General features: G+C 72.7%; 16 protein-coding genes and 1 pseudogene. 6 read left to right on the top strand and 11 right to left on the bottom strand.

Features of this window, described 5'->3' with window-relative positions; translation table 11 throughout:
- Positions 1-903: 903 nt before the first annotated feature.
- Positions 904-1,497, top strand: a pseudogene (locus tag ABZ452_RS05730) (AAA family ATPase); the annotation flags it as partial.
- Positions 1,498-2,034: 537 nt separating this feature from the next.
- Here ABZ452_RS05730 and ABZ452_RS05735 read toward each other — a convergent pair.
- Genes ABZ452_RS05735 through grpE form a run of 6 tightly spaced genes read right to left on the bottom strand, consistent with a single transcriptional unit; the run spans position 2,035 to position 12,242 of the window.
- Positions 2,035-3,594, bottom strand: a complete 1,560-nt coding sequence (locus tag ABZ452_RS05735; RefSeq protein WP_357939315.1) for a hypothetical protein — start codon at positions 3,592-3,594, stop codon at positions 2,035-2,037.
- 3 nt (positions 3,595-3,597) lie between these two features.
- Positions 3,598-6,000: a GTPase-associated protein 1-related protein gene (locus ABZ452_RS05740; RefSeq protein WP_357939317.1), complete on the bottom strand. Its 2,403-nt coding sequence runs from the start codon at positions 5,998-6,000 to the stop codon at positions 3,598-3,600.
- Positions 5,997-7,190: a hypothetical protein gene (locus ABZ452_RS05745; protein WP_357939319.1), complete on the bottom strand. Its 1,194-nt coding sequence runs from the start codon at positions 7,188-7,190 to the stop codon at positions 5,997-5,999. Before ABZ452_RS05745 ends, ABZ452_RS05740 begins: the two co-directional genes overlap by 4 nt.
- 1 nt (position 7,191) lies before the next feature.
- A complete protein-coding gene (locus tag ABZ452_RS05750) occupies positions 7,192-9,852 on the bottom strand; it encodes a hypothetical protein (RefSeq protein WP_357939321.1) in 2,661 nt (886 codons plus the stop codon).
- Positions 9,853-9,857: 5 nt separating this feature from the next.
- Complete coding sequence (locus ABZ452_RS05755; RefSeq protein WP_357939323.1) at positions 9,858-11,525, bottom strand: Hsp70 family protein; 1,668 nt, start codon at positions 11,523-11,525, stop codon at positions 9,858-9,860.
- A gap of 30 nt (positions 11,526-11,555) precedes the next feature.
- A complete protein-coding gene (gene grpE / locus ABZ452_RS05760) occupies positions 11,556-12,242 on the bottom strand; it encodes a nucleotide exchange factor GrpE (protein WP_357939325.1) in 687 nt (228 codons plus the stop codon).
- Between the two features lie 128 nt (positions 12,243-12,370).
- On the opposite strand from grpE, the gene ABZ452_RS05765 reads away from it, so the two are divergent.
- From ABZ452_RS05765 to ABZ452_RS05775, 3 genes are read left to right on the top strand one after another with little or no spacing between them, the layout of a single operon-like run.
- Positions 12,371-13,906: a vWA domain-containing protein gene (locus ABZ452_RS05765; RefSeq protein ID WP_357939327.1), complete on the top strand. Its 1,536-nt coding sequence runs from the start codon at positions 12,371-12,373 to the stop codon at positions 13,904-13,906.
- Complete coding sequence (locus ABZ452_RS05770) at positions 13,903-15,201, top strand: hypothetical protein (RefSeq protein ID WP_357939329.1); 1,299 nt, start codon at positions 13,903-13,905, stop codon at positions 15,199-15,201. Before ABZ452_RS05765 ends, ABZ452_RS05770 begins: the two co-directional genes overlap by 4 nt.
- Positions 15,198-17,162 carry a caspase family protein gene (locus ABZ452_RS05775; RefSeq protein WP_357939331.1) on the top strand — a complete coding sequence of 655 codons (1,965 nt, stop codon included), beginning with the start codon at positions 15,198-15,200 and terminating at the stop codon, positions 17,160-17,162. The genes ABZ452_RS05770 and ABZ452_RS05775 overlap by 4 nt, the downstream gene beginning before the upstream one ends.
- 8 nt (positions 17,163-17,170) lie before the next feature.
- Here ABZ452_RS05775 and ABZ452_RS05780 read toward each other — a convergent pair whose 3' ends face one another.
- Positions 17,171-19,243 (bottom strand): hypothetical protein, encoded by a 2,073-nt coding sequence (locus ABZ452_RS05780; RefSeq protein ID WP_357939333.1) that lies wholly within the window; start codon positions 19,241-19,243, stop codon positions 17,171-17,173.
- Between the two features lie 40 nt (positions 19,244-19,283).
- The gene (locus tag ABZ452_RS05785) at positions 19,284-22,019 is read right to left on the bottom strand and encodes a CHAT domain-containing protein (protein WP_357939335.1); all 2,736 of its coding nucleotides are present in this window, start codon (positions 22,017-22,019) and stop codon (positions 19,284-19,286) included.
- 196 nt (positions 22,020-22,215) lie between these two features.
- Between ABZ452_RS05785 and ABZ452_RS05790 the strand changes: the two genes are divergently transcribed.
- Positions 22,216-22,317, top strand: coding sequence for a DUF5990 family protein (locus ABZ452_RS05790; RefSeq protein WP_357939337.1), 102 nt, complete (start codon positions 22,216-22,218; stop codon positions 22,315-22,317).
- Positions 22,307-22,429 carry a hypothetical protein gene (locus ABZ452_RS05795; RefSeq protein ID WP_357939339.1) on the top strand — a complete coding sequence of 41 codons (123 nt, stop codon included), beginning with the start codon at positions 22,307-22,309 and terminating at the stop codon, positions 22,427-22,429. Before ABZ452_RS05790 ends, ABZ452_RS05795 begins: the two co-directional genes overlap by 11 nt.
- Before the next feature lie 279 nt (positions 22,430-22,708).
- Here the strand turns inward: ABZ452_RS05795 and ABZ452_RS05800 are convergent, their stop codons facing one another.
- The 3 genes from ABZ452_RS05800 to ABZ452_RS05810 all read right to left on the bottom strand — a co-directional run bounded on the left by ABZ452_RS05800 (position 22,709) and on the right by ABZ452_RS05810 (position 25,265).
- Positions 22,709-23,107, bottom strand: coding sequence for a hypothetical protein (locus tag ABZ452_RS05800; protein WP_357939341.1), 399 nt, complete (start codon positions 23,105-23,107; stop codon positions 22,709-22,711).
- A 9-nt stretch (positions 23,108-23,116) separates the two neighbouring features.
- Positions 23,117-23,656, bottom strand: coding sequence for an alpha/beta hydrolase (locus tag ABZ452_RS05805; protein ID WP_357939343.1), 540 nt, complete (start codon positions 23,654-23,656; stop codon positions 23,117-23,119).
- A 160-nt stretch (positions 23,657-23,816) separates the two neighbouring features.
- On the bottom strand, positions 23,817-25,265 hold the full coding sequence (locus ABZ452_RS05810; protein WP_357939345.1) for an endo-1,4-beta-xylanase: 1,449 nt from the start codon (positions 25,263-25,265) through the stop codon (positions 23,817-23,819).
- Positions 25,266-25,642 lie beyond the last annotated feature (377 nt).

Here is a 25,642-nt window from a genome sequence, read left to right on the forward strand (position 1 = left end):
CTGGTCCGCTGGGACCGCTCGTTCCACCCGACGCGCAGCGCTGTCACCGGCCTGCTGTCGATCTTCGGCTACCAGTTGACCGGATACTACGACCCGGTCGACGGGTTGAGCTTCGCCAGCCCCGACGACCAGCGGGAGTTCCATCGGCTGGCCGGGGGCGGCACGGCGGCGGCCTCCGGTCAGCCGTCCGGCGCCACCGACCGGGCCGGCGCGACCCGGGGCCGGTTCGCCGCCGCGCTACGCGACGCGCCCCCGCCGACCCTCAGCAATCCGTACGACGCCATGGCTGCGATACGGCGGGTGCTGCGGCAGCCCGCCATCTCGTCGGCGTTCCTCGTCGACCAGGCCGACCTGCTGCTGGCGCCGCCCGACCGGGGCGGCGACGCCGAGCGGCGTCTGCTGGGCACCGTGGCCAAGGCGATGACCGAGGCGGCCCAGAGCGGTACCTTGCGCAACCTGCTCGTGCTGGTAGCCGACGACCTGGCGGCGCTGCCCGCGTGGCTCTACCGGGACCGCCCGTACGTGCAGGTCGTCGAGGCGGCCCTGCCCACCTTCGACGAACGACACGTCTACCTTCACCAACAGGCCCGTCACTTCCATGAGGCGGCCACCGCCCGCAAGGCCCCCGAGGACCTGCGGGTGCTGGCCAACCTGAGCGAGGGCATGGCGATCACCGAGCTGGACGGGCTGTGGCGGATGAGTAACCTGCAGAAGGTCCCGCTCGATGAGCCGCGGACGCTGATGAAGCGCACGCTGTTCGGCCCGCGGCAGGACCCTTGGCGTCGGGTCCGCGACCGGCTCGGCCGGTTCGGCCCGGCTGTAGGCGGACGTGTCATCGGCCAACCCGTCGCGGTCGACCGGGTCCGCCGGGCGCTGACCTCCGCCACCGTCGGCATCGACTTCGTTGCCGACCCGCACAACGCCGAGTCCCGGCCCAAGGGGATCTTCTTCTTCGTCGGGCCAACCGGCGTGGGTAAGACGGAGCTGGCCCGGGCGCTGAGCGAGTTCGTCTTCGACGACGAGACCGCGCTGGCCCGGTTCGACATGTCCACCTTCGCCGAGGCGCACTCCGCGGAGCGGCTCACCGGCGCGCCGCCCGGGTACGTGGGGCACGAGCGCGGCGGCGAGCTGACCAACCGGGTGAGCCAGCGACCGTTCAGCGTGCTGCTCTTCGACGAGATCGAGAAGGCGCACGCGTCGGTGTTCGACAAGTTTCTCCAGGTCCTCGACGACGGGCGGCTCACCGACGCGCTGGGCAACACGGCGTACTTCTCCGAGACCATCATCATCTTCACCTCGAACCTGGGCGCCGCCGAGACGTACGGCTGGCTCGACGGCGGCGAGCTGCCCGACTACGAGAAGGTCACCGCGCACTTCGAGCGCGCCGTCCGGGAACACTTCACCGCCACCCTGGGCCGCCCCGAACTGCTCGGCCGGCTCGGCGGCGGCATCACCGTCTTCGACATCCTGCGGCCGGAGTTCGTCGATCGGATCGTCCGCAAGCTGCTGGCGCAGCTTGTCGCCAGCGCCGCCCGGCAGGGGGTTCGGCTCGTCGTGGACGAGCGGGCCGTGGTGGCCCGCGTACAGGAGTTGATGCGCCGGCCGGAGGCGTTGCGGCTGGGGGTGCGCAGCATCCGCGACGCCCTGGACCGGCTGGTGCGGGAACCTCTGGTCGAGCACGTCTTCGCCCATCACGTCCAGGCGGCCCTGCACCTGTCGGTCGGGCCGCACGGCACGGTCATTCAGGCCGGCTGACGTCAGCGGGTCCGGCTGGGCTTGGGCTTGGGCTTCGGTTTCGGTTTCGGCTTCGGTCTGGTCGGAGTGGGTGTCGGCGCGGGAGGCGGCACCGGTTCTGCCCCGCCCCGCAGCGGCCCCAGGAAGTACGTGACGACCTGCGCGGCCTGGCCCCAGGCGACCCGGGCGACCCCGGCCATACCGGGCGAGGCGCTACCGGCGGCCAACGCGGCCAGCAACGCGCCGAGGATCACCAGCCGCCCCGCCCGGTGGCCCGGTGGCACCTGTCTCTGTCCCTGCTCAGCCAAGGCTGCTCCAATCCCTGCTGAGGATCCAGTTCGCCGGCCCGAAGCCGCCGTCCGGGCCGGCGTCTCGCCCGGAGACCAGGAAGAAGCGCACCTCCCGGAAGTCACGCTCGGCGGACAGCACGAGGTTGCCGAGCGCGTTCGCTCGCAACCACGCCCGCACCCCGGCGGGACCCTCCGGGCCGGCGGACATCTTCTCGAGCAGGTCGGCCTTCGACACCACGAAGGCGAGTCGCCGACGGTCGGTGCGCACGCCGTACTCCTGCAACCGCTGCACAGTCGCGTTGTAGGCGTCCTCCGGGTCGTAGGTCGCCGGGTTCGCCGCGGCGAAGACCTCCGGTGCGCCGCTCTCGAACTCGTCGCGCACCCGGCGGACCGAGAACGGGTCGAGAACGTAGATTAACGAACGCGCATGGTCCAGATAGGCGAGCCGGGCATTCTGCTCCCGGTCGACCAGGTTCTCGCCGGCCGCGTCGAAGATGTGCACCAGCGCCGTCCGTGGCCCCCGGGTCAACCGGAGGGTGACGGCTACCGGCGGCCCGGACGCCTCGGTCTTGGGCGGCGAAGCGCCCTCCCGCATGAGCCGTGCGTACATCTCGTGCCGCTGCCGGCTGTGCTCGTCGGCCAGGGACACCTCGACTCCGGTCCGTTTCGCGGCCCGCTCCAGGCCGGCCAACGCCGACATGATGAGCTGTGTCTTGCCCGCCGACGCGGCGCCGAACACCGGCAGCCGCACGTCGGTGACCACCCCGGCGCCCGCCAGCAGCGGTTCCCCACAGCTCGGGCAGCACGCCTCCACCCGGCGACTGAACGCGGCGCGCAGGACGCTGGTGGGCAGCAGCGAGCCGCAGCCGCAGCGCCGCCACAGCACGCCGAGTCGCCCGGGGCGCAGATCCCGGTGCAGGTCGGTGCCCGTCAAGCGGTGGCCGGGCGGGTGCGGGCCACGGCAACGGTACGCGGGAACGGTCGCAAGCTGGTGGCAGTGCCGGCAGCTGGCCCGGGCGCCCCGCGCCGTCTGCCAGCCCGCATCGACTCCGCGCAGCAACAGGACCACCGGAACGCCGATAAGCCAGGCGACCGTCGACACCCCGGCGGTGACCAGCCCGGCGCCCAGCAATCCGGCCACCGCACCCAGCGTCGCCCCAGCCTGCACGGCAAGGACCGGCACGTAGAACGGCCACCAGGTCCGCACCCGGTGCGCCCGGGCCCACCGGTGCGGCCGGACCCAGACCTCACGGATGATCAGCTGTACGCGCTCCACCAGCGCTCGAACGTCCAGAAGCACCTGGGCGGCGAAGTACTGCGGCCACGCCCGGTCCCGTCGGACGAAGGCCGGCGCGACCCGACCCGCCAGAGCGCCGCCGTGCACGTCGTCGGGGGTGCGTATCCGCACCCAGCCGGGACGGCCGACCAGGACGACGCCGGCGACCCCGAGAACCACGGCGACCCCGGCGGCAAGGCCGGCGATCGCCGTGAGTTCGGCCAGCGGCAGAGCGACGGCGAACAGCACAACGAGGCTGACGGCGAAGTGGAGGACACGACCGATGTACCGCACGGGTCACCGGTCCCGGAACGGGTGCGCGAGCCGGTACACGCGGCGCCGACCGCTGAACTTGTCGGAGTACCGCTGCCAACCCTTGTGCCACGCCGTGTCAAGCTGCGCGAAATGGTGAGCGGCGCGGTCGAGTGGACCGTCCGGAGATCTGGTCAACCACTGCCCAAGGGCCTGTTCGAGGCGCTTGACCTGCTGGTCCGCGGGGGCGTTCGCGCCGGCGGTCAGGTAGTAGGCGAGCACCGCGGGCGCCTCACCGTCCTCGGTGGTCAACGCGTGGACGAGCCGGTCGACAAAGGGGTCCGTCAGGACCGGATGGCGCTCGAGCACCCCGTCGAGGTTGCGGAAGGCCACCACCCGGCTGAGCGCCACGACCACGGCTGCCTGCCGCATCTCGACCAGTCGTGAGGGGAAGTCGCGCAGCCGGCGGAGCAGGACCGCCTTGCGGCGTTCGTCGGGGCCGCGACGCAGTTCGTCGATGGTGTCGGCCAGCTTGCCGTCCTCGGCCAGATCGGCGGCGACCCGCCCGGTGGGTGTCATCAAGCCACGGGCGACCAGCCGGTGACAGAGGTCGAACAGGTGCGGGTCCGCCGTCGGGCCGGCGGTCACCTCTACGTTGACCTTCCGGAAGACCCGGTCGGGCAGGCGCGCGCCGTCCGGGGCGAGGTCGAGCAGCAGTTCCAGCTCCGACGTCGTGGGCGGGGACTGGCTCCACAGAGCCCCCGCCAGCCAGGAAAACCCACGCGGATCGTCCCGGCTGCCGGTCAGGTACCGCTCGACCAGCGAGGCCCGCTCGTCGCCGTGCCGCACCGCCGCGCCCAGCACCGCCTCAGCGAGCGGGGACGACAGCCTCTCGACCCCGGGCAGCAGCCGCCGCCACCAGCCGTCGCCGACCTCCGCCCGCTCCTTCGCGCCGCGCCGGGCGCGATCGTCCAGCACCGCCAAGAGCCGCTCCTGTAGCCGGCCGCGGCACGCGAGCCCGTCGGCGCGGACATCCTGGGGGTGGTCCGCCCAGTATTCGACGAAATCTTCAGCGGCCCGGGCGATCTCCGGCCACCGCACGTCCACGTCGAACCGGGTCGCCACCCGCAGCAGCGCCTCGAACCGGTCCGGCGGCACGCTGGAGATGAGCGCCTCGGTGAGCAGATGTCGGGCCTGGTCGTCGTGGTCGGAGTGCCACTCGCCGGCGGGCAGCGGAGGCAGCCGGCGGTCGGTCACCACGCCCCGCACGCGAGCGTCCTCGACCTCGCTGATGATGAGCGCGAGCCGGACGTCGGCCGCCTTGCCGGGCACCAGGCCGTCGCAGCCCACCTCGTCGAGCAGCACCAGCACTCGCCGCTCCCAGCGTTCGGGAGTTTCGGCGAAGAGGTCCGCCACGTCGGCGCCGTACGCCCGGCGCATTCCCTCCGGCCCGGTGCGCAACCAGCCCACGATGGCCTCGGCGTGGCGGGGTTCCGGGAGGCGGTGCAGGATCGCGGCCAGGCCGAGCGCGGCGGCGGCCTCCTCCGTCGCGTCGTCGCCGGCCAGCCCGGACGCCGTCGCGACTCCCAGGGCGTCCACCACGTCCCGCGGATCCTCGGTCAGGAAGAGCTCGACCCACCGGCGGGCGGGCGTGGTCGGCTCCACCGGGGTGTGCTGGTGGCGGTTCAGGTCGAACACGGCGTAACCCAGGGCGTTGTCGATCCGGCCGGCCGGTCCCGCGAACTCCGGCAGGACCGCGACGACCGGCAGCGCCGAGCGCGCCGGGTCGGCTGAAAAAATCTTGAAGCCCAACTCCAGAGCCCGCTCGCGGGGCAGCAGGAGGGTGCCGGCGACCAGCCACGCCACGATCGAGGCGATGTCGTCGCCGACGAAGAGCACCCGAGGCTGCCCGGGTCGGCCGGCCTCGGCGAGCGCGGAGACCAGCGCCAGCAACGTCTCCCGACCGTGCGGCTGGTCCAGGACGAAGGCCTGAGCCCACACCGGGGAGTGGTCGGCCCCCACCCCGTCGCCGAGCCGCACCGGGACGGACCGGGTGGTGGGCGCGGGCTCGCTCGACCAGAATCCGGCCTGGAACAGCTGCGCTGGTCGCAGGTCGCCGTAGCTGGCCGGGTCGGTGGTGACGACGGCGTGGGTGAGCTGGTTGCCTTCCCGGGTGCCGTTCGCCTCCCGGCCCAGGTAGAGCCCGGCCGCCGTGACCAGCAGGCCGTCGGAGCTGATGTGCGCGAACGAGGGCGGGTACTGCGCGACGGACCGCCGGTCGGCCATCCACCGTGACGGCGGCTCGTAGAGAAGGTGGTCCCTTACCAGCGTCTCCGCCGTCGCGGCGGAGTCGGCCGACCGGGCCTGGAACTGTAGGCCCGCGCTGCCGCTCAGACCCTGCCCCGGTCGGCAGTCGGTGTAGATGAGCGTCTCGAAGTGACCGCTCATCGGGCCGCCTGGCGGCACGGCACCACGTTGAACTCGCTGAGGAGCCAGAGCAGCGGCTCGTCCACCCGGAACGGCTGGACCCCGCGTACGTCGATGCTGTTCGCGTCGTAGTCCGGCTCCGAGCCGAGAGCCGAGACCGCGAAGTAGCGGAAGTTCTTGTAGTTGTGGGTGAGGTGGGTGTCGATGTCGTCGGCGCCCCAGTCGTGCAGCAACGCGCGGACGTGTTCGTGAGTCTCCCGGCCGGCGGGCTCGTCGTAGTAGGGCCCGGGCTCCGGGCGGCGGACCAGGGGATGGTCGGCGCCGAGCACGTCGAAGAACGCGTCGATCTTCGCGAAGGCGACCGCCACGGGGATGGGGATGTTCCTGCGGCCCCCGAGGCGATGGCTGATCCGCAGATTCTCGGTCACCCGGTTGACCACGTCGATGGTGCTGGCGTGGGTGTCCACGGCGGAGGCCGGCAGCCGGATCCGGTCCCGCGCCTGCGGGATCATGAACGGGTCGAGCAGCAGGATGAGCGCGTCGGCCGCGCCGAGGTAGCCGAGGTTGTCGACCGTCTCCTGGTCGAGCAGATCCTCGCCCGCGGTGTCGAAGAAAGACAGGAAGGTCGTGTCGTAGCCGGTGATCCGCCGGTTCTGCCGCCACGCGAACACGATCGGCTCACGGCGACCGCGCGCCGCCTGGTTGGTGCGTTGCAGAAGGATCCCGTCCGGGAACAGTTCACCGGCCGGGTCGAGGAAATCGGTCCCGCCCCCGGTCTCCGGCCGGAACTGGCCGTCGCCGGCGAGCCGCACGTCAGCCCCGAACCGCTGTCCCATGCCACGGCGGAGCTGGTGCGACAGCACCTTGAGGTACACGCTCTTGCCAGTGTGCCGGGCCCCGGCCATGGCGATCAGGGGGCTGCGCCCCTCGCCGAACGCCGCGGGCAGCCGGCTGTGGCAGTTCGGGCAGACCCGGACCGCGGACTCGGTCCCGCAGTCCGGGCAGGGCGCGGCGTGCACCGGCCGCAGGGCGCGTCGAGGCCCGGCGAACGACGGCAGTACCAGCTCCTTGATGCCGAGCTCGCGCTCCCGCGCCTCGTCCCATTGCGGCTTGCACGGCTCCTTCCCTGGTGACCGCCGCCCGGTGCACCGGAACCACGGCCCGCGTGGGTCGATCTTCCCGTAGCAGTACGGGCAGGAGAGACTCGTCATGTCAGGACACCTTCATCTCGTCGATCGGATCGGTGACCCGCGCTCCCGGCGGCAGGATCACGAAACAGCGCAGCCAGTACGGCTTGGCCAGCCCCGCGGGCAGGGTGAACGGCAGCTGCCACGGCACGTCCGGATGCAGTGAGAGGCCGGTCACCCGGCTCACCACGCGGCCCCGCTCGGGACGCGCCGGCATCGCCACTCCGGACGCGGCCACCAGGAGCAGCTCCACCCCCTCGCACGGCTGGTCGACCTCGACGCTCAGCAACCGCTTGCGGCTGAACAGGCCACCGTCCCGCCGGATGCGGTAGACGAACGCGACCGGCATTCCGTCCACCGGCACCGACTCCGTGGTCGAGAACGTCTCCCCGCCGGCGCCGCGCTCCACCGTCCGGACCGACACCCGACCCCCGCCGGGGCCCACCCGCAGGCGGCAGCCCGCCTCGGTGAACTGCCCCCGGGTGAGTCGCCGTACGGTCGGCGCGCCCCGCGGCGGGGTGAACGTGACCTCGGCCAGGTTGACCGAGGGCGGCCACACCCACGCCACGTTCACCTCGTCGCCCGTGCGGCGGGCGACGAGCTGACGGACCGGCTCGGTCACCCCGAGCAGGAGCGGCTCGCCCACCACCGCCGTGTCCGTCGCCTCGTCGACGGTGAACGGGACGTACACGAAGCGGCCACTGGGCACGGACACCTCGAGCAGGGTCTCGGCCTCCTGCACGATCCGGTCGCTGATCAGCGCCTCGCCGTACCCCTCCATCTCGTCACGGCGGATCCGGCTGCCCGCCGTCCAGTCGGGACGCAGCTCCGCCCGGCGGATCGACACCGTGCCCGTGGCCGGAGTGAGCCAGGCGAAGTGCGCCGTCGCGGTGTGCGCATCGAGCGCGGTGACGTGCGCCCGCAGCCGCTCCACGTGCGGCGGCGGTGCGTCGCGCAGGGTGGCGCGGGCCACCACCAGGGGCGCCTCGACCTCGGTGCCGTCCTCGTCCCGGTAGACCGCGACGATGCCGTAGTAGCGGTCGGTGCTGCCGTCCCCGGTGTCGTCGGAGAGCCCCGTGCGGCTCGCGCTCACCGGCGTCCCGTCCTCGGCGGAGGCCGGTGGCCGGCCCAGAGTGCGGCGCACCCGGACGCTGTCCGTGGCCGGGTGCGCCCGCCAGGAGCAGGACAGTTCGGTTGGGCGGACCGACACCCGTACGGCAGACACCGGGGGCACGATGCGGGTCTCGACGGCGGCGGGGCGCGACCAGTCCCCGCCGAAGCTGGCGAAGACGGCGTAGTGCAGCGGCCGGGCCGGCGGTGCGGCCGGGTCCGTCGCCTCCATCAGCGAGCTCTCGGCGACGGTCTCGCCGTCGGTGGCCGAGCGGGGTGGCCGATCGGACCGGACCACCCGGTAGCGCACCTCCACTCCCTGCCCGGGCGGTGCCGTCCAGGTGAGCCGGACGCCGGTCTCCATGGCCCGGACCACCAAGTCCCGCGGGGGCGGCGGCGGAAGCGCGGCCAGCCGTTCGGCGAGGTCCTCGTCGTCGGCGGCGATCCGCAGGGCCGCGCGGAGCAGCCGGGCCGCCTCCTCCTCGCGATCCGCGCGGACCGCCTCTTCGGTGGCCCGCCGCAGTGACTCGACCTCGGCCAGCAGGGCGTCGACCTGGCCGCGCAGCTCGTCACGCTCCGGGTCGTCCGCCGGCAGCACCGCGAGGGCCTGCCGGGCCGTGTGCAGCTGACCGTCGGCGACCAGGTCGCGGACGCGATCCGCCGGACCGGTCTCTCGTTCGGCGTCGAGCGGCAGGTTGGCCACCACCGACCGGGCGTCGGAGTGCTCCAGCCCGGCGTCGGTGGCGATACGGACCAGCATTCCGTCTGCGAGCCCTCTGGCCCGCCCCGAGCGGAGCCGGTCGACCACCTGGAACAGCGCCAGCGCGTGCAGGTCCACCCCGGCGCCCGCGGCCCGCTCCAGCAGGCCGAGGGCCTCCTTGCGGTGCCGCACGGCGGTGGCGTCGGCGAGCCGGTTCGCCTCCTCCGTCCGGGCTCGCACGGTGGCCAGGTCGAGCGGCACCGCGTCGGCGCCGAGCAGCCGGAACGGCGCGCCGTCGGGATGCACCACCTGGACGACGGTGGGCACGCCGAGCAGCTCCTGGAGCCGGATCAGGGACCGGTAGGCGGTGCGTTCCATGCCGGACCCGGCCGGCAGTTCCACCGGATCGACCACGGCCAGGCCGGCGCGCCGGACCGCCGCGTCGATCTGGTCGGCGTCCAGACCCGGCCAGTGCCCGGCGATCTCCTTGAGCTGCGCCTGGGTGATCCGGCCCAGCGCGCCGTACGCCTGGGCCAGGTCCCGGGCGAACCGCTCGGACTCCGCGCGGGCCTCCCGGCCGTGTTCCTCGATTCGCTCCGCCCACCACGACGGCTCGAACATGTCCTCGCCGTGCTCGGCGCGCAGCCGCTCGTCCCGGCTGAACAGCTGTGCGCAGACCCGGGCGGCGGAGTCGACGCCGCTCGAGCGCTGGTTCCACAGTCGCCGGACCGCTGCCAGGTGCTCGCGCAGCGATGCCGCGGACATCTCGGGGGTGACCGCGTAGTGCCGGGCGAGATCGGTGGGCGACAGGCCGCCCGCTCGATCCCGCAGCGGACCGATCACGTCGCGCAGGTACGCGCGCTGGTCGAACGCCATGATCGTCAGCCCCGGACCGTGATCCCCGCGACGACCTCTCGGGCCTGCTCGACCTCCTCCTCGCTGAGCACGCTGACCTGCACCTCGATGACGAGGTCCTTGCCGGTGCCCGGCTCGACGGCGTGCAGCGTCAGCTCCCCACCACTGGAGACGGCCATGGTGATGTGGATCGGCGACTGCCGGGGGAGCGGCGGCAGTCCGCTGATCAGTCCCTTGCCCTTGTCCACCGGCTTGTTCGCCGACAGCTCCGGGCTCTCCGCAGCGCCGGCCTGCTCGTGGATCTCGATCTCGACCGCGGTCTGCCCCTCCACCACGGTGCGGGCGCTCAGCTCGCGCTTGACCGGCAGCGACTCGTTCGCGTGCACCAGGTGCTCGACGTAAAGCCGCTCCGGCTGGGTCTGCCAGTCGGGTGCCGCGGTGTCCCGGAGCTTCACCCCGAAGGACTTCGGCAGGACGGTCACGATCTGCTTCTTGACGCTCGCCGCCAGCGCCTCCTCGTCCAGCCCGGTGGCCAACGCCAGCGCCTGCAACCGCTCCCGTTGCTCCTCCTGGGTGGGGGCCTCGCCCTCGCCGTCCCAGGCCCACAGAGCCTGGCTCAGCGCGTAGCGGGCGGCGCCCTTGGCCACCGCCAGGTCGGGGTCGTGCAGCCTCGGCGTCCAGCCCCACTTCTCGGTCAACCGCCTCGCCACCGCGGGCATCTTGCTGGAACCGCCGACGAGCAGCACCTCGTCGACGGCGGCCGCCGGGTCGTCCGTCCCGAGCTTGTCGCCGAGTGTGCGCAGGATGCGTTCGGTGTACTCGACGGTGCGGTTGAGCAGGTCCCCGGTGATCTCCTCGAACGTCTCCCGGGTGACCTCCACCGAGGCGGACACCCCCGCGTACCGCATCGGCACCTTGCGCGAGGTCACCGTCGACAGCTGCCGCTTGACGTCCTCGGCGGTCAGTGCGAGGTCCTGCATGAATTCTTCGTCCAGGGCCGGGTCCTCGGCCGGCTCGGCACGGGCGACGAACTCGTCGACCAGGTACCGGACCAGGCGGGCGTCCCAGTCGGTGCCGCCGAGCTTCTGGTCACCGTCGGTGCAGAGCACCTCGACCGCGTCCGGGCCGATCCGGATGACGGTGGTGTCGAAGGTGCCGCCGCCGAGGTCGTAGACGAGCACCGTACGGGTGGCGTCGCCGCCCATCTCGTACTGGAGGGCCGCGGCGACCGGTTCCGGCACCACCTCGACCACGTCCAGCCCCGCGATCCGGCCGGCGCTCCGGGTGGCCTCCCGTTCCAGCAGGCCGAAGTACGCGGGAACCGTGATCACGGCCCTGCGGACGGGACGCTGCGTGTAGTACTCGGCGTCCTGCGTCAACTGCTTGAGGATCAGCGCCGAGATCGACTCAGGGGTGTACGTCGTCCCGTCGAACTCCCACTGCGCCTCCTTGCCCATGCTCCGCTTGACCCGCTCCACGACCCGGGACGGGTACAGGCGGGACACGTTCTTGGCGGTCTCGCCAACCACCACCTCGCCGGTGTCCTGCTCGAAGTAGACGACCGAGGGGGTGGTCTCGTTGTTGGTGATGACGTTGCGGACGACGGCGGGCCGTCCGGTCTCGTCGATGTACGACACGACCGAGTACGTGGTACCCAGGTCGATGCCGTAGAAGGTCAGGTTCTCGTCCGACATCGTGCTCCTGTTCCGCCGATGGATCGGCTGTCACGGGGTGGGCGTGGGTTGCGTGGCGAGGTGCGGCTGCGTTGCGGGCTCGACCGCGCCGGGCTTCGGGTCGGCCGTCCAGCGGTGGACCCGGACCGCGGCGGGCACCACGGTGCGTCCCGCCTCGACGTCGTGGTAGCCGTCCAGGACGACGTCGGCGACCCTGCCGTCCTGGCCCGGGTCGTCCGCCGGCACCGTCGCGGTGGCCCGCTGTGTCGAGGGGTCGAAGGTGGCGCCGACCGCGGGGGCCACCACGGTGATGCCGCCCCGCTCCAGCGTCAGCTCGAGGTTGGCGGCGTAAGTGCGCAGCATGTCCGCGGCGGCCACGGCGTCGAACGTCGGGGGCAGCCCGGCGGCGGTGCGCAGCAGATCGTGACGCAGCCGTTGCAGGTCGGTCAGGAGCGGGCGGAGCAGCAGCAGCCGCTCACCGGCCCGCAGCCGCTGGTTCTCCTCGTGCAGCCGGTCGATGACCTGCTCGCGGGCTCTCGCCCGGTCCTGACCGCGGGCGATCTCAGCCCGCAGCCCGGCCAGCTCGCCGCCGAGCCGTTCCGCCACGTCGACCAGCTCGCCAGCGAGCCGCTCGACCATCCCGGCCAGCCCGTCGTCCTGCCGCTCCGGCGGGACCTCGGTGACGGGCCCCGCCGCATCGGTGGCGATCTCCTCTGGACCGTGCGCTTCGTCGTGCACCGGTCCTCCTTCCCTGATCCAACCGGCAGCCGCGGTGGGCGTCTCGGTCTTCCCTGACGGACAGCTCCGGTGCGCGGTCGCCGTCCGTCAGAGACAGACGACGGACGGCAGGGCGGAGGACGATCAGCATGGTTCGGCGTACGGTGGCGGGCGTCGTGGCGGCCCTCACGGCGGTGGCGGTGGCCTGCTTGCCCGCCACGTCGGTGGCGGGCGCGCCGGTGGACAGCGACGAGGTCTACGCGGCGCTCGACGTGAATCAGCTGGTGGCCGACTACGTGGTGCTGGTCGACGTGTCGCGGTCGATGCGCGACGGCGGGCGGTACGAGCAGACGAAGCGGGGGCTACGGACCTTCCTGGCCGCACTCGCCCCGGATGACCGGGTCGCCCTGGTCACCTTCGCCGACTCGGCCCGGGTGGTCCACGACGGACCGGCCGGCCGCGCTCCCGACCAACTGGTGGCGAAGCTCCCGAGGACCGCGGACGGGCAGCACACCGACATCGGCGCGGCCATCGAGACCAGCCTCCGGCTGTTGGGGCGCAAGGGCGCGGCGCCGATCGCCACCGTCCTCCTGCTCACCGACGGGCGACACGACCCACCCACCGGCAGCGCCTACCCGTTCGAGCAGGGCTACTCCTGGAACCAACTGGTCCGGACCGCCCGGGCGCTCCGGAAGACCTCTCTGAACGCGTACGCGGTGCCGCTCACCGGGTCGACGGGGGCGCCGCTGCTCGCACGAGTCCTACCCGGCGCCCGTGTCCTCGCGCCCACCTCGATCAACCGGCTCGGCGCGCAGCTGGAGCAGCCGAAGGCCGCGGCTCGCGCGGCGAAGGCGCGCAGTGTCCTCGGCGACGACGCGTCCCATGGGGTCCGGGTGAGCTGGCCGGCCGACATCGGGCGGATCGGGGCCGGCCGGAGCCGGTTGGAGGTCCGACTCACCTCCACCACCACGAAGATCCCACTGGTCGTCGACCGGCTCGTCGCGCGCAGCGACCGGCCGGAGGTGCGGGTGTCCGTGCCGGCCGGTCCGGTGGAGCTGCCCCCCGGCGGCACCGTGACCGTTCCGGTGACGGTCGACTGGGACGCCGGCCCCCGGCGGGTGGCACCCCTGGCGCGGGTCACCGGGAGCGCGACGTTGACCCTCCAGGGCGAGGTCGGCTCCCCGTGGGCGGACGTGCTGACCGGTGAGCTGGGGGCGGCCTTCGCGCCCCAGATGGACGGCGGCTCGACCCGGGGCGCCCTCTCCGCTCAGCGCGGCAGCATCGTGTGGTGGTCCCTGGGCGCCGCCCTGATGATCGTCCTGGCCGCCGCCGGGTGGTGGGGGCGTGGCCGGCGGTTGCATCCGGTCCCCGCCGGCGCGGTGCGCCTCCGCGACGCCGCCGGTAACGTACGCGACCTGGCGCTCACCGGCCGCCGGACCGCGATCACCGCGGACTCGACCGGCCTGCCCGGCTACGGCGAGGTGACCGCCCGTCGGCCCTCTCTCGGCGCGTCGGAGGTCCACCTGGTGATCGCCTACTCCCGCGACGGTTCGGCGGCCACCCGGGAGGTCGGCACGTGCCACCCGGGGGAGACGGTCGAATTGGGGGGTGTCGGCTTCACCTGGCGCACCACGACCCCGGCCAGGTCCGGTCTGGTCGGCGGCGTCACCGGGCCGTCGCGGTGAACGCCCGTCCCGCCCGGGAGTCCGTCGAGCTGCTGGGCGACGCCGATCTGCTCGCCGTCGGCGAACTCGTCCCGGCCGACGGCCGGTGGCCCGGCGAGGACATCCCCGCCGAGCCGATCGGCGTACGGTGCGGGCGACCGCTGCTGTATCCGGTGCCCGCCGGGGACCTCCCGGTGCATCTGCGCCGTCGCGCCGACGCCACCGGCCGTCGGTACGTCGGTGCGCTGTTCGCCTTCGACCTCGACGCCCCACTCCGACGGCAGCGGTACACGGCCGCCCGGTTCGAGGTGACGATCGCCGACCCGGCGGCCCTGGCGGCCCGGCTCGACGGCGACGGGGGCGCGCTCGGGCTGAGCTGGCCGGAAGGACTCCCCGAGCCGGTCTCCACGATCGCGGTGCACACCGTGGCGGCGTCCCGGTCCCGGCCGGGCTGGCTGGCCCGGCTGGCCAGCCGGGCGGACGCACCGCGCGCCCACGTGTTCGGCATCCACCGGAACGAGTTCGGCTGGGTGTACGAGGATCCGCGCGGGACGCTGCTGGTGCCCCGGGTGCACGGCACGCACGCCCTGCTGGAGCTGCCTGTCGGCACGACCCGGGTGGCCGGCACCCTCGACGTGCGGGTACGTGTGGCGGGTGGCCGCGATCCGTACAGCGCGGGGTTGCGCGAGTCGGTGACCTTCGACGAGCCGCTCGAGGCCGGTGCGGCGTCGGAGGGCGCGGCGGTACGGCTCTGCATGGCCGTCGACGTCACCGGCTACAGCCGGCGCCGCACCGCCGATACCGAGCGGATCCAGCGCGACCTTGTCGAACTGTTGTCCCGGGTACGGCAGGGAGCGGGCGTCCCGGACTCCGCCGTCCGACCTCAGCCACAGGGCGACGGACAGTTCACCGTGCTGCCGGCCGGGATCGACGAGTCGACGGTGATTCCCCGCCTGGTCGGCGGGCTGGGCCGGCACCTGCGCGCGCTCAACGCCGGCCGGCCGGCGGAGGAGCGGTTACGGATGCGGGCGGCCCTGCACCGAGGGCTGGTGAAACCCGCGGCGAATGGCTGGGTGGGCGCGTCGGCCATCGCGGTGCACCGGATCCTCGACAGCGTGCCGCTGCGGGAGGCGTTGACCGCGCGTCCGGCCGTGGACTTCGTCCTGGGCCTGCCCGACGTGCTCTTTCAGGACGTCATCCGGCACGCCACCGAGCCGCCGCTGCCGGCGGACTTCGCCCCGATCACCGTGGAGCTGCCCGCCAAGGGGTTCGTCGAGCACGGCTGGCTGCACATCGGACCCGAGGAGCCGGTATGAGCACCCTGTACGCCCTGCTGGTCGGCATCGACGCGTACCGGGCACCGGCGGTGCCGGACCTGGGCGGGTGCCGAACCGACGTGCGGGAGGCGCGGGCCTTCCTGGCGACCCGCCTGGCGCCCGGCGTCACTCTCGCGCCACTGTCGCTGCACGACGGCGAGGCGACCCGGGCGGCGGTGATCGAGGCGTTCCGCTCCCATCTCGGGAAGGCCGGCCCCGCGGACACGGCGCTGTTCTGGTTCAGCGGCCACGGCTCCGAGGCGCCCGCCCCGGCCTGGTGGCACGTGGAACCGACGGGCATGCTGCAGACCCTGCTCTGCGCGGACAGCCGGGACGGCGGGGTGCCCGACCTGCTGGACAAGGAGCTGTCCGTCCTGCTCGATGAGGTCAGCCGGCGGGCTGGGCACGTGGCAGTGGTCCTCGACTGCTGTCACTCGGCGGGCGGCACCCGGGAGCTGCCGGGCATCTGGGCCCGGATGGTGCCTCCGGTGGCCGCCGCGCCGGCCCGGGAGCTGCTCCTGCCCGAGCTGGTGGACGCGGTGCCCGGAGGACCGCCAGCCCCGGAGCACGTCGCGCTCGCCGCCTGCCGCTCCCACGAACTGGCCCGGGAGATGAAGCTGGGCGGCCGGCGGCGAGGGCTGTTCAGCTGGGCGCTGCTGAGGGCCCTCGGCCGGCTCGGACCGGCGGCGACGTACCGGGACTTGCTGATCGCCGCGCAGACCGAGGTGGAGCAGAACGTCGACCGGCAGACACCGCAACTGACCCCGGCCGCCCGGGGGATCGCCGATCAGCCGTTCCTTGGCGGTCGCCTGGCCCCACCCCCTACCGGCGTGGTGCTGCGGCACGCCCGCCAGGGCTGGGAGGTCAACACCGGCAGCTGTCACGGCCTGGTCGCCGACGCCGCAGCGGACGAGATCCGGATGGCTGTGGTGGCCGAGCCGCCGGTGCGGGAGGTCCGGGTGGTCCAGGTGCTGCCGGAGCGGAGCCTGGTCGAACCGCTCGGTTGGCAGCCCGAACCGGACCGGCAGTACCGGTTGGTGCTCAGCCGGGTACCGCTGCCCGCCACCACGGTGGCGGTGGGGGCACCGGGCGAGGATTCCGCCACAGCCGGGGCCGTGGTCGCCGCGCTGCGGTCCGCCGGGCCACGGGGCGGGCCGTCGCCGCACCTGCGTCCGGTCGATCCGGCGCACGTCGACACGGTTCCGGAGCTGCGGGTACACGTTCCCCGTCGCGGGGTGGCCATGGTGCTGGACCGGCACGGCGCCCGGCTGACCGGTGAGCTGACCGACATCGACCGGGACGGGGCGCGGCGTACCGTCGAGGTCCTGGAGCACATTGCCCGATGGCGCCAGATCCGCGAACTGACCAATCCGGTGACCGGCCTGGCCGGCGCGGTGACGGTGGAGGTGGTGGCGGCGCGGCCGGGGGAGCACCTGGCGCCGTTCGACCGGCCGCCCGTCGACGCCGACGCCGACGGCGTGGTGCGGCTGCGCTACCGGCGGGGGCCGGGTGGGTGGACACCCCCGACCGTCTTCGTCCGGCTGCACAACCGAGGGGACCGGAAGCTGTTCTGCGTCCTGTTGGACCTGACCGAGCGGTTCCGGGTGCACGCGGAGCTCTTCCCGGGCGACTTCGTCGCTCCGAGGGGGCGGACCGCGGCCCTGCGGGGACGCCGGGTCGTGGCCGCCCTACCGCCCGGCAGAGTTCCCGAGCCGGGCGCCCAGGTGCGGGACTGGCTCAAGCTGGTGGTGGCCGAGGAACAGTTCAGTCCGGAACCGTTCGAGATGCCAGCGCTGGGCGGACCGCGGGGCGTGGACCGGGGCCCGCTTGCCATACGGGGCTTCCTCGACCGCGTCGGGCGTGCCGTCCAGCACCGGGACCTGGCGGCGTCCGCCGATGACGGCGCTTACGACTGGACGACGGTCGTCGTCCCGCTGACGGTGGAAGTCCCCCGGGACTGAGCGGGGGCTCAGAGCCCTCGCAGCACCATGGCGGTCCGGTACGTCGGGTCGGCGAGGTCCAGGCCGGTGCGGCCCGCGAGGGCAGGCGGCAGCTGGGCGGAGGCGATCCGTGAGGGATCCCGGAGCCGCCGGCCGACGGCCCGGACGGCGGCGGCCGGACGCAACCCGCCCCGTACCAGTTCGGTGTGCAGCAGGGTCAGCATCAGCGCGGCGATAGGGCGGGGTAGCGGGCGGGCCCAGTCCACCACCGCGGTGAAGCCGCTGGTGAGCAGAGCGTCGGCGAGCGGCCTGGATCCCGGGCCGGCGGGCGGCAGCACCGCCAGCCCCCCCTCTGGTCCGGCGTGGCTGGCCCGGCCCGCGATCGCCGTGGGCGCCAGCTCCGCCGGCCCGGCGAGCGCCAGCGACCCGCCGGCGTCGATGTCGCAGTCCAGGTGCAGCATCGACGCGCCAAGGTGGGCGAGGACCTCGTCCGGCGTGCCGGCGCCGTCGGCCCTCGACCCGATCCGGCCGAGGACGACCGCCCGTGGGTAGAGGCGACGGAGCCGCTCCACCTCGGCCGCGCCCCGGTCACCGCGCGGATCGGCAACGAGCACCGGCGATTCGGTGACCCGCAGGGGCAGCCGGGCGGCCAGCCCGGCCGCCTGGCGGGCCGAGGCGACGAGGGAGAACACCACCGCGTCGTCGTCCGGCAACGGGCCGGCGCCCACGACCACGACCCGGTTCGGCAGGGCACGGCCGGCGGGAACAAGGTCGAACCGGCCGGTCTCGGCGCACAGCAGCAGCGTGTCGTCGGGCCGGGGCCAGGCCAGCGCATCGACCCGTACGGCGCGCAGCGCCTCCGCAACCGGGGCGAAGCGGGCGTGCACGGAGTCGCGCACCGGTCCGCCGAGAAGTCCCGCCAGCTCCACGGCGAGCGGGACGACGCCCGACGGCTCGGCCGGCAGGGCGTCGGCGGCGGCTAGCAGGTGCGCCGCGGCCGACCTGGTGTCGTCGGCGTCGTCCCAGCCGTCGTCGGCGCCGTCCGTGCCGCGCAGGTACAACGCCACGGCCAGGGTGACCCGGTCGCTGGTGGTGGCCGCGGCCCCCGCCGTGTGGGCGACCGAGGTGGCCAGCCCCACCAGGTCGTCCACCAGGCCGGCTGGCGGTATCGGGGCGCCGGGGCGCAGCATGGCCGCGAGGGCGGCGTACGGTTCGCCGCCGCCGGCGACCCGTTCGCAGACGGCGCGGCGCAGCGCCGTCAGGTCGGGCGGCGCTGCCGCCGGCCGTGGGGTGCGGAGGGTGGCGTCCTCCGTCGGGTCGGGCACGGTCACGACGGTGACGGGGCGGTCCAGCGGGTCGGTGGTGGCCGTGGTCGACAGGTCGAACAGCGACGGCATCGAGAATCCGGTGAGGACCCCGCTGCTCATCCGCTGCTGCATCTCCTGGATTGTGGTCATGAGTCGCATCAGGGGTGCGAGGTCGAACGGGGCCGCCCCGGGTCTGGCGGTTCGGAGCAGGAGATCCCGTACCGCCTCGGCCAGTTCCAGCATGACGTTGGTGGCCTCGGTCAACTCGGCGGCCAGATGCTCGCCGGCGATCACCTGGCGGAAACAGTCCACCGCCTTTTCGGCCTCGGCCACAGCGTCGGGGTCCGGTGCGGCCCCGGTCAGCAGCCCCGCGACGCCCTGGGTGCCGAGGTCGCGGACCAACTTGCTGAGGTAGAGTTGACCGAGGGCGAACCGGCCGATGACCGCGGTGACCGGTGGCAGCCCCACCGCCGCCACGGCCTCCTCCAGCAGCCTGATGGCCTTCTTTCGATCGGTGTCCGGGCTGCCGTGCGCGACGTGCCGTGCGCTCAACAGCCAGCCCAGTTGGGCGGCGAGCTGCGCGCGTAGCGGGTCGGCGGCCTCGAACAGGTCATACGCCTCGGCCAGGCAGTCGATCGCGCCGTCGAGCACCGGCAACGCGGTTGCCAGCCCGGGGCCGATCCGCCAGTAACGGTCGGTCAGGATCTGGGAGAGCTCCATCAGGGGGCGGACCCGGGCGGGGCCGGTCGACCGGGTCAGCTGTGCCCGCAGCCGCGTCTCCTTGTCCTCGTTCACGATGTTCCTTTCCTGCTTGTACCTGCCGATCCGGGAAGCATCACTGCCCCCAGTGGACGAATCCGGCCCAGGCGGTGACGTGCGAGAGCTCGTCGTGTGCCAGGTGCCGGCGCAGGGGCGCCGGCATGCCCTCCGGAACGGAGCGCTGTGGGTCGAGCATCCAGCTCTGCGCCCGTCGCAGCGCCTCCCAGGCGGGCAGCCCCTCCGCGATCAAATGGTGGTGGAACATGTACATCAGCGCCGAGGTGGCCCGGTCGGGGATTGCCCACTGGGTCGACAGCACCGACCGGACCCCGCCCGCGAGGAAGGCGGTGCCCAGGCTGTACGCCTCGTCGTAACCGTTGATCGCCAAGCCCGTCCGGCAGGCGGCGAGCACGATCAGCCCGACGGCCCGCTCCGGGCAGCGTGCCGTCAGCTCGACCAGCTCGTCCGCGGTCAGGCGCCCGCCACCGGCCAGCAGGAGGTAGGAGGTGGCTACCGCCGGGTCGGTGTTGATGACGCCGTGACAGGCGAGGTGCAGCACCGCGCCAGCGCCAGGATTGTCGCTGGTCAGCCAGGCCCGCACCTCCTCGACGCTGCCCGACCCGGACCGGCTCGGCGACCCGTCGGCCCGGCGGCCGACGTACCGACCGCCGGGATAGAACGACCGGTGGATCGCGTAGGCCTCGACACGTGCTGCGGTTAGATCCGGCGCCTCGCTGCCCGGGTCGGGATCCCCGACCACGAGGCCCACCGGCGTCGGCGCGACCGGAGACAGGGCCGCCGAGTGGCACAGCATTCGAGCCGAGGCGGCCTGCGAGATCGCCACCAGTCGCACGGCGTACGTGCCGTCGGGCCTGCGGGCCGCCTGCCACGGGATCCGGGCAAGCTCCCCCATCGGAACCAGCACCATCCGGGGCGGTCGCCCCGAGTCCCGGCGGGGAAGTCCGGATAGGTACCGCTGTACCAGCGGGCCGATCGCCGCCCGCCAGGCCCAGTCACACACGGTGTCGAGGCTGCCGGCGAAGTCCGCCGGGTCGTCGAGGGCGGTCAGGTCCCGGCGCGGGTCCGCGATGACCGCGTCCCGCCGGACCAGGGCCTTCAGGTATCGCTCGACGTCCACGTCGTCGAGCAGGTGCAGGTTGGGCAGGGCCATGTACGCGGGCGGGCCCTGCGCCGGTGCGATGACGGCGTACCCGGGCACCGGCGCCGTGCCAGGCATCAGGTAGACCAGCACGTCCGCGTCGAGGGTGTGCAACGCGGCCCTGATCTCGCTGAGCGTCGGTGCGTCGAGCAGGGCTCCGGCGTTGCTCCGCTCCGTGAGCACCGTCAGCACCTCGCGTCGCAGGTCAATCGGGATCGCCGCGGCGGCGCCGGCCGCGGTGGCCATACGCCAGCGGGACGCCAGTCCGGGCCGGCCGGCCGCCTCAAGGCGGCCGGGGATCTGACGGTTCTCGGTCGCCGCGTAGAGGGCCAGGCCCCGGCCGGAGTCGAGCGCGCGGATGGCGCTGGCCGGATCGTGGAACACCAGGCACTGTCGCGCCACGTCGACGGCGTCCCGCGCCGCCCGGCGCGCGGCGGCGTTCGCCGCCCTCAGGTCGGTCTGGAGCAGCACCCGCCAGGCGTGCTCGCGTAGGCCCTCCAAGGCGACGATGTGCGGGTCCTTCGTGCCGGCGAGCCGCCGCCGCACCTGACCGAGCATTTCGTTGATCACCGACCACAGGGGATGTGCCGGCCCGCCGGCCAGCCGCTTCGCCCGTTCCAGCACCTCGTCGGCCTCAACGGCGTCCGCCACCGAACTCGTCAGCTCGCCGTGGTGGACCAGTCCCAGGGCCAGGCCGACCAGGTGCGAGGGGAGTCGCGGATCGTCGTGCGGGGCAACGGCCACCGACCTCCGGAGGTGCTCGACGGCCTCTTCGACCCGGGCCAGGTCGCTCTCCTCGCCGAGGGCGAGCAGCGCGCCGCCGATCCCCGAGTGGTACATCGCGCGGTCCCCGGGGGAGAGGTCGGGCCGTTGAACCAGGGCGGTCATGGCGGCGAGTTGCTCGGGCGTGATGGCGGCTACCGACCCGTCCTGATCCTCGCTCCGCATTGCCGTCAGCGGCGCCAGCAGCGCGTCGAGATCCGTCACGGATGCCCGAAGTAGATCTCCGGGTGGCAGCCGCCGCACCGTTTCGCGGAGCACATCGAGCGCGGGTCGTGGGTCGTCGCCCCGGTGGTTCGCCGCCACAAGCTCAGCCAGGCTGGCGAAGGCGTCGGCGAGCGGCGCCGCCGCCGGGTTGCCGGCCAGCATCTCACGCAGCTGGCGGGCCTGTCGCGGCAGCCGCTCCAGGGTGGCCTCGTCGCCGTCGTCCATCGCGCGCAGCGCGCCGAGCATGGTCCGCATCGCGTCCCGCAGTGGCGCGACCGTTTCGTCGTCCCCCCCGGTCGTCGCCACGGCGAGGAGGGACTCGACCTCCGCGAGCGTGGCCCGCGGGTCCGACATCTCCCCCTCCACCGCTGCCCGCAGCAGCGCCAACGTCCGGGCCGCTGCCCGCACCTGCGGCCACTCCGGGGTGTCGGGTGGCCTCCGGTCGGCGATCTCAAGGAGGTCATCGATCTGCCGCAGCCGGCGGGGTTCCGACGTTGGACCAACCCGCAAGAGCGCGCCGAGCAGGTCGGCGGCGAGGACACCCCGGGCGGACAGGTCGGCCGGGAGACGGTGCAGGTCATCGATCGCCGCGTCTAGGTCGCCCCGGCCGAAGGCCGCCCGGCTGATCGTCACGCACCGTTCGGTGATCTCGGCCGCCCCGTCCATCCGCGTCCCTCCCGCGTACCACGCTTCCTACCCAACCTGACGGACCGCGGCGGACAACTCGTCGGTTTCGCGCCCTAGAGTCGGAGGATGCTGATCCGGATCGAGGGCAACGTCCTGCCGGGGTGCAGTAAGCGGCCTGGCAGGCCGAGGTCGCCAGCCCCGAAGTGGACGGGTTGCTCGACGTGGGCGGGCGTGGGTGCACGGCCGTCCGGGCGCACGTTTCCTCTACCTCAGCTGGGGTGCGGTGACAGACGACCGCTTTCGAGGTGTTCCGCCGAGCAAAGCTCATGTTCGGTGACATTCCAAGGGAGCTGCTCCGCTTCGAACACCACGGCGCCGGTGTGTTGGTCGGCGGGCTCCGGCTGACCGGGCGCCGACGGGGGGCCGATATGTGCACGGGTCGGGCCTGAATGGGATCCGATCGGAGTAGCGGAGATCGCGTCGGACGAGTACGACTGCGTGCACGGACCACTGTTCGACAGGCTGCGCGCCGGTACCGGCCAGACGGAAATCCGGGAGTTCCTGCGGCGCGGGCCTCTTGGCTACGCCCGCGACATAGCCCCAGCGACATGACACCGACTGCTGACGCTTGCCGGAGGACAGGCCGGTCCGCATCTGGTCCGCAGGAGGTCGAAGGACGGCGGGGAGTGGTGTGAGACGCCGAGAGGTGCTTCCGCTGCTGACCCGCCCTAGCAGCTCTGCAGGACGCGCTCCACGTCCGCGCCCGCTTGGACGACCACGGCGTCGGCCCGAAGTTCCTCGGGAAGGTGGTGCCGCTGCCCTTCGTGCGCGAGCAGGGTGGGGCAGCCAGGTGGAAGCACGACGGCATCAGCGAGCCCGAGGTACGTGACGAGCATGTCGAGAACGGCACCGGCGGAGAACCGGCTGATCATGAGACTGCCCAGCGTGCCGCCGGCAAGGGCGGCGTGGACGTCTGCCCTGCCACCGTCATCGGCGCTGACGTGCCAGTAGTTGTGTTGAGGTTCCCGACGGTCGACGCGGGGCTCGAAGACGGCCAGGAACGCATCACCCGCCATCGGCGCCGCAGCGCCCTGCTCGAACCGCTGAACGAACATGTCGTAGCTCATCCGGGGAAGTCAGCGCCTCGGCCAGCCAATCGTGTCGAGGAACTCCTCCACGGCGACCACGACCCGGCTGAGCACCGCGATCGACTCGGTAAGCGGGCCGGGTACGTACATACCGTGGTCCGCGCCTTCCACCTCCAGCACATGGGGTGACAGCCGGCGGGCGATGTCACCGTCCCACACCTTGTCGGCGGTCCCACCCACGAGCAGGAACGGCGCGGTTGCGCGGGCCAGCGCGTCAACCACCCACGGCAGGGTGAGCAAGGGCGTGAGCCACACCGCGGGCAAGGATCTCTCGGCGGCAACGGCTGCCGCGTTCGTGCCGAGCGACTTGCCGATCAGCAGTGGGCGACCGCTGATGGTGTCGATCAGTGGACCGATCTCACCGCCGACCCAGCTCTCGATTTCTGGCTGGTCAGGCTTCGGAAACTCCGCGGACCACGAGTGTCGATGTACCGCTGCGCCCCGCTGCTCCGCCACATCGCCGGCATACATCAGCAGGGGAGCGCCCGGTCCGAACCGGGCACCGGGGATCACGACAGCGTCAGCCATGCGGCCGACCCTACCCACTGATCAAGACAGGTCCAGCGCGACAGCGACGGCATGCTGCGGTTCGGCTCGACGCTCGAACAGGTCATGGCGGCGGGCTCGGTTCCGCACCGAGCCCGCCCGTTCCATGGTCACTCTGCTCCTGATCGCGGGTCTGACGACGCTACCCGTTGGCGACGAGTCGGAATTGCTGGTTGGCCTGTCCGTTGCAGTCGTAGAGCTGGACCTGCTGCCCGTTGCCGGTGCCCCAGACGTCGAGGCAGCGGCCGGACTGGACACCCGTGATGGTGCCGTTGGAGTTGACGTTCCACTGCTGGTTGGTCTGGCCGTTGCAGCTGTAGATCTGGATCGCCGCGCCGTTGCCGGAGCCGGCGGCGTCCAGGCACCTGGTGCCGTACACGGTCAGTTGCTTGTTCGCGGTGTACGTCCACTGCTGGTTGCTCTGGCCGTGGCAGTCGTAGAGCTGCACCCGGGTGCCGTTGGTCTGCGACGCGTTGGGCACGTCGATGCACCGGCCCGACTGGCTGCCGACGATGCGGTTGGCGCCGTTGCTCGGCGGCGGCGTGGTCGGCGTCGGTGACCCGGTACCGGTCGGCGAGGGGTTGGCCGCGTTGAGGGCGTTGAGAACCGAGGTGTACGCGGCCTTCTTGTTGCCGCCGCCGTCGAACAGCAGCGGGCTCTCGTTGGAGCGCCAGGAGTCGCTGTCGCGTACGCCCCAGACGGTGATGCCGATGCAGCGCGGGACGTTCAGGCACGCCTGGGTGAGCCCGGCGTACTGGGAGGTGGAGGAGTTGGTGACGTCGACCTCGGTCAACGCGACGTCGACACCGAGCGCGGCGAAGCTGGACAGGGTGGTCTGGAAGTTGCCGGGCAGCGAGCTGCCGCCGGTGAAGTGGGTCTGCAGACCGACGCAGTCGATCGGTACGCCGCGGGACTTGAAGTCCCGGATCATGTTGTAGACGCCCTGCGTCTTGCCGTAGCTCCAGTTCTCGATGTTGTAGTCGTTGTAGCAGAGCTTGGCCGACGGGTCGGCCGTCCGGGCGGTGCGGAACGCCACCTCGATCCAGTCGTTGCCGGTGCCCTGGAGGTTGGACTGGCGGCGGCTGCCGTCCTCGTTGAACGCCTCGTTGACCACGTCCCACGCGGCGAGCTTGCCCTTGTAGTGGGCCATGACGCCGTTGATGTGGTTGATCATCGCGTTGCGCAGCGTGCTGCCGCTCATGTTCTGCATCCAGCCCGGCTGCTGAGCGTGCCACGCCAGGGTGTGCCCCCGGACCTTCATGCCGCGGCTGGTCGCCCAGTTGTAGATCTGGTCCCCGGCGGAGAAGTTGAACTGGTTCTGGTTCGGCTCCGTTGCGTCCGGCTTCATCTCGTTCTCGGCGGTGACCATGTTGAACTCGCGCGCGGCGATGGTGCTGTACGTGGAGTCGTTCAACCTGCTCGCCGCGATGGCGGTGCCGAAATACCGGCCCGACTGCGCCGCCGCGGCGCCCAGGGTGGTGGCAGCCTGGGCCAGACTCGGCACCACCAGCGCTGCCCCGGCCACCGCCAGCGCGCCGGTCGCGGCGGCCACCGCCAACCGGAAGCGGTTACGCCTCAGTAGACGTTCCATGACACTCCTCTGCATGGCCCGCGTGCCTGGTGTGGCGGCTGCCGCCACCATCGGACGCGCGGTAACTGGCTCCGAAACTTCCGAGGACTGTGCGAGAAATTCGACTGGACGATACCCGTGGTCGAGTTATCGGTCAATGTCGATAGCTCTCGTTCGCGTGGCTGCTCTTTCGGAGGCCAGCTCGGCCATCGTGCCGGTGTCCCGGCTGGCCAACCGCATCGGATCTGGCGACACGTTCCTCGATGCTCACGCCGAAACTTCCACGACCTTCCAGCCGGAATTCCACCCGCACCCGGTGCGCGCGAAACGCTCCGGGTCCGTGCGGGTGCGGCCGCGCGCGGTTCGATGACCGTCCCGACCTTGTCGGTGTGCCGTCC

Origin of the sequence: Micromonospora sp. NPDC005707 (assembly GCF_040631005.1) — a bacterium.
GTDB lineage: Bacteria > Actinomycetota > Actinomycetes > Mycobacteriales > Micromonosporaceae > Micromonospora.